This window comes from Arsenophonus sp. ENCA, from assembly GCF_002287155.1.
Taxonomy (GTDB): Bacteria; Pseudomonadota; Gammaproteobacteria; order Enterobacterales; family Enterobacteriaceae; genus Arsenophonus; species Arsenophonus nilaparvatae.
The window spans coordinates 1-7,319 of record NZ_NHNG01000381.1 but is presented as its reverse complement, the minus strand read 5'-3'; the positions used below and the strand labels follow the sequence as shown (position 1 = coordinate 7,319).

The 7,319-nt window shown below is 41.0% G+C and carries 8 protein-coding genes and 1 pseudogene; 7 read left to right on the top strand and 2 right to left on the bottom strand.

Annotated features, from left to right (window positions below; all coding sequences use genetic code 11):
• Positions 1-85 precede the first annotated feature (85 nt).
• Both CBG25_RS10015 and CBG25_RS10010 read right to left on the bottom strand, forming a co-directional pair.
• Positions 86-514, bottom strand: coding sequence for a tail fiber assembly protein (locus tag CBG25_RS10015; protein ID WP_290606411.1), 429 nt, complete (start codon positions 512-514; stop codon positions 86-88).
• Between the two features lie 2 nt (positions 515-516).
• Positions 517-1,233, bottom strand: coding sequence for a hypothetical protein (locus tag CBG25_RS10010; protein ID WP_290606409.1), 717 nt, complete (start codon positions 1,231-1,233; stop codon positions 517-519).
• 89 nt (positions 1,234-1,322) lie between these two features.
• On the opposite strand from CBG25_RS10010, the gene CBG25_RS10005 reads away from it, so the two are divergent.
• The 7 genes and pseudogenes from CBG25_RS10005 to CBG25_RS09975 all read left to right on the top strand — a co-directional run bounded on the left by CBG25_RS10005 (position 1,323) and on the right by CBG25_RS09975 (position 7,194).
• Complete coding sequence (locus CBG25_RS10005) at positions 1,323-1,913, top strand: recombinase family protein (protein ID WP_290606407.1); 591 nt, start codon at positions 1,323-1,325, stop codon at positions 1,911-1,913.
• A 21-nt stretch (positions 1,914-1,934) separates the two neighbouring features.
• Positions 1,935-3,025, top strand: a pseudogene (gene frsA / locus CBG25_RS10000) (esterase FrsA).
• A 70-nt stretch (positions 3,026-3,095) separates the two neighbouring features.
• Positions 3,096-3,485 carry a sigma factor-binding protein Crl gene (gene crl / locus CBG25_RS09995; RefSeq protein ID WP_290606405.1) on the top strand — a complete coding sequence of 130 codons (390 nt, stop codon included), beginning with the start codon at positions 3,096-3,098 and terminating at the stop codon, positions 3,483-3,485.
• 131 nt (positions 3,486-3,616) lie between these two features.
• Positions 3,617-4,726 (top strand): glutamate 5-kinase, encoded by a 1,110-nt coding sequence (proB, locus tag CBG25_RS09990; protein WP_290606403.1) that lies wholly within the window; start codon positions 3,617-3,619, stop codon positions 4,724-4,726.
• Complete coding sequence (proA, locus tag CBG25_RS09985) at positions 4,726-5,979, top strand: glutamate-5-semialdehyde dehydrogenase (RefSeq protein WP_290606401.1); 1,254 nt, start codon at positions 4,726-4,728, stop codon at positions 5,977-5,979. Before proB ends, proA begins: the two co-directional genes overlap by 1 nt.
• Before the next feature lie 159 nt (positions 5,980-6,138).
• On the top strand, positions 6,139-6,660 hold the full coding sequence (gene aroL / locus CBG25_RS09980; protein ID WP_290606399.1) for a shikimate kinase AroL: 522 nt from the start codon (positions 6,139-6,141) through the stop codon (positions 6,658-6,660).
• Between the two features lie 132 nt (positions 6,661-6,792).
• Positions 6,793-7,194: a 1-acyl-sn-glycerol-3-phosphate acyltransferase gene (locus CBG25_RS09975; RefSeq protein ID WP_290606398.1), complete on the top strand. Its 402-nt coding sequence runs from the start codon at positions 6,793-6,795 to the stop codon at positions 7,192-7,194.
• Positions 7,195-7,319 lie beyond the last annotated feature (125 nt).

The following is a 7,319-nucleotide window of genomic DNA, read 5'->3' as shown; positions in this document are numbered from 1 at the left end:
TGGAAAAACCGGAGGTGGTAGCGAAATTAATATAACAAATGCTTTTGTTACTCTTATGGGCTGGTATCGCACTCATTAAGATTTGTTAATCTTGCTTAGGTGCTTCCGGCCACGCAATATCCGGCGCTTTGCTGATATCGAGACGATTTAGCAGCACCCGGTATTTTTTCCAGGCCAGCAGCGCCACTTTTTCGGCGTCTGTCGCCATGTCGAGGTCTACGGCGTCCTGAAGGGGGGCCATAGCACGTGTCGCTTCGTCCATCCTCTGCTGCTTCATGAATTCAGCACTGCGCCTTACTTCTTCCGGCGTTGGCGGAGGAACGTCGACCCAGCAAGGCAGGCCATCTTTGCCTGCACCGCGCGTCTTGCCCGTTGGCCCATGCACACAGTACTTTTCCCATAGTTCATCGCTAACGGGTTTGACATCATCCGGCCAGTTGCCATGCTCGGCGTAACCTTTCTGGTTTTCAATCAAATAGAATGTATTCGTTTTTGCGCTATATCCGTAACTCATTGTCAGACCCCCACAGACCACCAGTTTGCTTCGACTTCCTGCCCATACATCACTGCGTTAAATCCGCTATTTTCAATACCCGTTGCAAATATATTTGACGCACTTGATCGTCTCCATGCAGAAAGCGTCATCTGGACGCCAAAATACTCCCTTCTATAACCGATTGGAAAATTAACTCGTGTATTATCGCCGCTACGGTTGACTACCCCCCCTTGAAGAATGAAGCCTGATGACTCGTCCTTGTACCACCATCCGCCACGACCACCAGAAGCTTGTGTGCGATTTTTAATCCAGGCACTCAACGGCCCACCCCAAATGGGACCCGTCACATCACCATTTTCATGAAAGATTGCGCTACGACCACCCCATGAGACGTGGATATTGCCACCAAATTGCGCCCCGCCGTTGGTGAGCAACACGCCCGTATTGTGAAACTCAAATACGCCGTCTTGCCCCCCGGACCAGACATGAAACTTCATGGCAGCCGATTTTCCTATCTGCTCCCAGAAAAAGATATCACTGCCCTGAGAGCCTTCGCCCTGCAAGCGCAGCCCTTGCGTATTACGGGCATTATTGGCCTTGTCATGGGAGATGCCAGACTTCACAAGATAATCCGGAGCAGTGGCATTGACGGCCCCCTCTACCGTCAGCGGACCATTAACGGTGCCGCCAGTACGTTTATCCAGTGCATTTTTTGCACAATCTACCGTTTCTAACAAACCAAGGTTTTATAGAATTGAAGATTTGGCTATAATTTGGTTAATAACCAGCGATTACAAGGCTTTTAGAGGGAGGAGCAAGGGCAAAAATGGCAAAAATAGGCTATATGAGGGTGTCAAAAAATGACCAAAACACCGATTTACAACGAAAATCACTCATTTGTACAAATTGTGACCAGATTTTTGAGGATAAAATCAGTGGAAAAACAGACCAGAGACCCGGATTAAAACGTGCTTTAAATTTCTTAAAAGCGGGCGATACGTTAGTTGTCTGGAAACTGGATAGATTAGGCCGCAGCATCAAACATTTAATCGGTTTAATCTCTGAACTGGAAGATAAAGGGATTCACTTTCACAGTTTGACGGATTCTATCGACACCTCTTCATCCGCAGGCCGTTTTTTCTTTCATGTGATGAGTGCGTTGGCACAAATGGAGCGAGAACTCATTGTTGAACGTACTCAGGCAGGTCTAGCCGCAGCGAGAAGTAGGGGACGTATCGGCGGCAGACCTTGCTCATTATCGTCTGCACAGCAAGAGCAGGCTAAAAAATTACTTGAGGCCGGTCATGGTAGAAAACAGCTTGCATTACTGTATGGCATTTCATTAGCAAGCATCTACAAATATTATCCCGTTAATCGCATCTCTAAAACGGTCGAAAATACGTCTGATGAAAAATAACAGTGTAATTCCGTTGCACTGATGGAAACAAAAGTAGCTCGCCATTTATCGCACGTTTTGGCTTCAAATATCGCACGCCGCATCATTAGTTGGTATCTTATGCTTAATCGGCTAATATGGATTTGGCGTGGCAACGATGGGCTGGAAATTGGGCTTATGAGTGGTCACAACAAGCGATGGGCTGGCAGAAAAAAGCATTTGAATTGCCAACAAAAATAGCAGCAAGCCAAGCTTGGTTACGGGCAGCTAATTTATATAGTATTGCCGCATATCCTCATCTTAAAGGTGATAATCTTGCCGAACAAGCGGTGTTATTAGCTAATAAAGCTTATGAAAATGCAGCGCAATTGACCGATTTTCGACTGAAAAAAATTTCTTTCAAAATAGCGGATGGTAAAAAAGAGGTGATTGGTTTTTTACATTTACCCGATACCAGCCAAGGCCCGTGTCCCACGATTTTAGTTTGTGGCACATTAGATAGTTTACAGCTAGATTATTATCGCCTTTTCAGCAACTATCTGGCCCCGCAAGGTTTTGCTATGTTAACCCTGGATATGCCATCAATTGGCTATTCTATTAAATATAAACTTTCTCAGGATACTAGCGCGCTGCATCAACAGGTACTTAATCAATTGGCTAATATTCCATGGATCGATCATACTCGAATAGGTGTAATTGGTTTGCGTTTTGGTGCCAATATTGCACTTCGCTTAGCTTATTTAGAACCCAAACGCTTAAAAGGCGTTGCAGTTTTAGGGTCCATCGTCCACAGCTTGCTTACTGAACAAAAATATCAGGATCAAATACCGGTAATGAATATTGACCTCTTTGCCAGTCGATTAGGTTTCTATCAGGTAGATGAAGCTGTTTTACGTTCAGAACTAAGTTGTTATTCGCTAAAAAAACAGGGATTATTAGGGCGTCGCTGTTCTGTACCGTTTATGGCTGTCAACTGGCAAAATGATATTTTTAGTCCTAAAGAAGACGCACTACTTGTCGTACGTTCGTCCATTGACGGTAAGTTATTGACTTTACCAACCAAGCCGTTGTATCAAAATTTTCATCAGTCACTTTCTACAGTAGTGAGTTGGCTGAAAAGCAAAATTGAATAATCGTTGTGATTACTTGATTATTTTTCCTTATTTGCTAAAAAGGTAGCTTAACAACAAGGAGATCCTTATTATGGCTTTAACTTCAAATTATTCTAAAAGTAAATTATTGAAGCATTTTACCAGGTTAGGACCTTATCTCCGCGAATCTCAATGTCAGGATGATCTCTTTTTTTTCGACTGCCTTGCTATTTGTGTTAATGCAAAGACTGCTCCAGAAAAGCGTGAATTTTGGGGATGGTGGTTGGAATTAAGACGAGAACTTGACGGATTTGTATATCATTATAAATTAGGTATGTTTGATAAAGCGGGTAATTGGCAGCATATCGAAATTAATAAATCAAATATTATCAAGTCGCTTGAAGAGACATTGCAAGAATTCCACAAACGTTTAGGTGATTCACTTAATACATTGGAATTAACATTAACCCCTTGCCCCAAAATGGTTGCAATTAATATATAGCTTATATTGTTGGCAACTATTGTAAAATTAACTTTTCATTAAAATTGCGTTATGTCAGTTGGCATAACGCTTCTTACTTGGTAAAACTGATGACTAAATATTTATTGTTATAGAGAGTTAATGGCAGAAGCATGATGAACAATAGCCAAATTTTGGTGATAAAATTAGGAACAAGTGTATTAACGGGTGGATCGCGTTGTTTGGATCAGGCTCGTATTGTTGAATTAGTGCGACAATGCGCACAGCAGCATGAAAAAGGTCACTACATTATCATTGTCACTTCGGGTGCAATTACTGCTGGTCGAGCGCATTTAGGTTATCCAACATTACCTGAAACAATTGCTTCGAAACAATTACTCGCGGCGGTTGGGCAAAGCCATCTGATCCAACTTTGGGAACGGTTGTTTTCCATTTATGATATTAATATTGGTCAGATGTTATTGACCCGAGCTGATATTGAAGATCGCGAACGTTTTTTGAATGCACGCGACACATTACAAGCGTTACTGGATAACCGTATTATTCCTGTTATTAATGAAAATGATGCCGTTGCGACAGCCGAAATTAAAGTTGGTGATAATGATAATTTATCGGCATTGGTTGCAATTTTAGCTGATGCTGATAAGTTACTATTATTAACGGATATAGAGGGACTGTATACCGCAGATCCACGCAACAATCCAAATGCACAATTGATCACTGAAGTTCATGATATCAATGATGAACTGAGATGCATGGCAGGTGATAGTGTGACCGGTTTAGGCACTGGTGGAATGGCAACAAAGTTGCAAGCAGCGGGCATTGCTGGCCGAGCGGGAATTGAAGTAATTATTGCCGCCGGTGATAAGCTTAATGTGATCGCAAATGTGCTCGAAGGTCTGCAAGTAGGAACAAAGTTTCATCGCTTAAAAACGCCGATGGAAAACCGAAAACGGTGGATTTTTGGCGCGCCTCTGGCGGGTGAAATTGTTGTCGATGAGGGTGCTGCTCTGGCTATCCAGCAAAAAGGCAGCTCATTATTACCAAAAGGAATAATGAAAATTAGTGGTAATTTTTCGCGCGGCGACGTTGTGCGTATTCTTAATTTATTAGGCAAAGATTTAGCGCATGGGGTGAGTCATTATAATAGCGATGCTTTACGCCTAATCGCAGGATATCATTCGCAAGAAATTAATCGAATTTTGGGTTATGAGTATGGTGCTGTTGCTGTTCACCGTGACGATATGATAGTGAGTAAATGATGTTGGAAAAAATAGGCAAAGCGGCTAAACATGCTTCATGGTACCTAGCAGGGTTAAATACAAAACAGAAAAATAATGTCTTAATGGATATAGCTGATTGCCTGCAACAACAGAGTGATGCAATTTTAGCTGCTAATGCTCAGGATATGGAAACCGCAAAAGCTGGCTATATGAGTGCAGCTATGCAAGACAGACTATTGCTAACTGTTGAGCGATTAGATGCTATTGCGAATGATGTAAGAAAGGTATGTCAATTAGTTGATCCGGTTGGACGTATACTCGATGGCGGTTTATTAGATAATGGCTTAAATATACAACGTCGATGTGTTCCACTGGGCGTGATTGGTGTTATTTATGAAGCGCGTCCGAATGTAACGATCGATGTTGCCTCGTTATGTTTGAAAACCGGTAATGCGGTAATTTTACGTGGTGGTAAAGAGACCTCACAGACTAATCAAGCAATTGTTAAAGTTATTCAGCAAGCGTTGCAACAAAATGATATTCCACAGGCAGCGGTTCAATCTATTGATGATCCAGACAGAAAATTAGTAACCCAATTGCTGAAAATGGATCGCTATGTAGATATGTTGATCCCGCGTGGTGGTGCAGGTTTACATAAGCTATGCCGTGAACAATCAACCATCCCAGTGATCACTGGTGGTATTGGTGTCTGTCATATTTATGTCGATCAGCATATTGATTTTAACAAAGCACTACCACTGATCGTGAATGCTAAAGTGCAGCGTCCAAGTGCATGTAATTCATTGGAAACGTTATTAGTTCATAAAAGTATTGCGGCTACATTTCTACCGCTTTTGGCTGAGAAAATGGCTGAGCAAAATGTGACGCTATATGCCAGTCGGCATGCAATGTCCTATTTAAAGTCAAGCCCGGCAAGCGTTGTTGAAGTGTTGGAGCAGAATTACCGCGATGAATGGTTATCGCTTGATGTTAACGTTAAAGTAGTCAACGATATCGATGCTGCCATTGATCACATTCGGGATTATGGAACGGCCCATTCTGATGCTATTTTGACCCAATCAATTCAACAAGCTGATTATTTTGTTCAGCGCGTTGATTCTGCGGCTGTTTATGTTAATGCCAGTACGCGATTTACAGATGGCGGACAATTTGGTTTAGGTGCAGAGGTTGCGGTAAGCACACAAAAACTGCATGCAAGAGGTCCGATGGGATTAGATGCATTAACAACTTATAAATGGATTGGTTATGGAGATAATTTAACACGTTCTTGAGTCATTACTTGACTTTTTTTTGAGCCACACTGTTGTTTTGTGGCTTTATTTTAATCGAGGGAATTTAGAATTTTTATTTTTGTAAATTTTAAATCTCGCTTGTAAGCTGACATATATATTCTAACTAATTAAATAAATTATCGATTAGGACGACTTGATATGCTTTATCTTATTGGACCAAGAGGTGCAGGGAAGACAACAGTAGGAAGAACGTTAGCTGAATCTAGGATGTGTCATTTTTTTGATACCGGTTTGTTAATTAAACAAAATGCTAAAATAAGTATTGCCGAGTTAGTTGAACGAGATGGTTGGGATTGCTTTCGTGGTTTGGAGTCCAGCGTGTTGCGATCAATACAACAGCCAAACTCAGTGATCTCAACGGGAGGAGGGATTATTTTACTGAAAGAAAATCGTGATTTTATGAAAAAAAATGGCTGTATTATTTATTTACAAGCCCCATCTGATGTATTGATTAGGCGTCTGTCTGCTGATCCTGAAATTTCACAACGACCAACATTAACAGGTAAGGCCTTAGCAGAAGAGATAGCTGAAGTAATGAATGAAAGAGAAGGCTACTATTTAGATACTGCTGATCACATTATTGATGCTGCCTTACCGACGACAAAAATTGTTTACCAAATAGACCATTTTTTGCAAAACGATAAAAAATACTTTGTATGATCTCAATTTTGCCATGTTAGTCATCTTCGGTGAAAGATGTACTCTAAAATGATCAATAACATTAAGGAGTAAGGAAAGAGATATGCTGATAAAATTATTGCGCGCAATATTCCAGTTTTTTTTCGCGTGACTGTGGTTGGTGAAATAAAACTTAAAGAATATGAGCGATGTTTAATAACACCTAATCATGTCTCTTTTTTAGACGGTATCCTACTCGCTCTTTTTTTACCTATTCGCCCGCTTTTTGCTGTTTATTCATCTATCGGCACACCACGCTTTATTAAATTATTAAAACCCTATGCCGATGTTGTTCCGCTTGATCCTGCCAACCCAATGGCTATTCGAACTTTAGTTAGAGAAATAGAAAAAGGGCGTCCGATCGTCATTTTTCCTGAAGGAAGAATTAGCGTTCATGGTTCACTGATGAAAATTTATGATGGTGCTGCTTTTGTGGCGGCAAAAACAGCAGCTAAAGTTATTCCGATTAGAATTGATGGGCCTGAATTAAGTTATCACGAGTTTCGCAGTCTCTAAAAAAGAAGTATAAATTTAAAAACAAGAAAAAATCAGGATGTTCATATTTTGTCCGGTTATCCATGCATTAAAGATATCTATAAAATATTCTTGCAAGTAAGCAGTGTAAGATACTCTAGTTTGGC

What these genes read in the sequence shown, in the direction of transcription:
- aroL (WP_290606399.1), top strand. Translation starts at nt 6,139, where the DNA reads ATGCTTTATCTTATTGGACCAAGAGGTGCAGGGAAGACAACAGTAGGA.
- CBG25_RS10015 (WP_290606411.1), bottom strand. Translation starts at nt 514, where the DNA reads ATGAGTTACGGATATAGCGCAAAAACGAATACATTCTATTTGATTGAA.
- crl (WP_290606405.1), top strand. Translation starts at nt 3,096, where the DNA reads ATGGCTTTAACTTCAAATTATTCTAAAAGTAAATTATTGAAGCATTTT.
- CBG25_RS10005 (WP_290606407.1), top strand. Translation starts at nt 1,323, where the DNA reads ATGGCAAAAATAGGCTATATGAGGGTGTCAAAAAATGACCAAAACACC.
- proB (WP_290606403.1), top strand. Translation starts at nt 3,617, where the DNA reads ATGATGAACAATAGCCAAATTTTGGTGATAAAATTAGGAACAAGTGTA.
- proA (WP_290606401.1), top strand. Translation starts at nt 4,726, where the DNA reads ATGTTGGAAAAAATAGGCAAAGCGGCTAAACATGCTTCATGGTACCTA.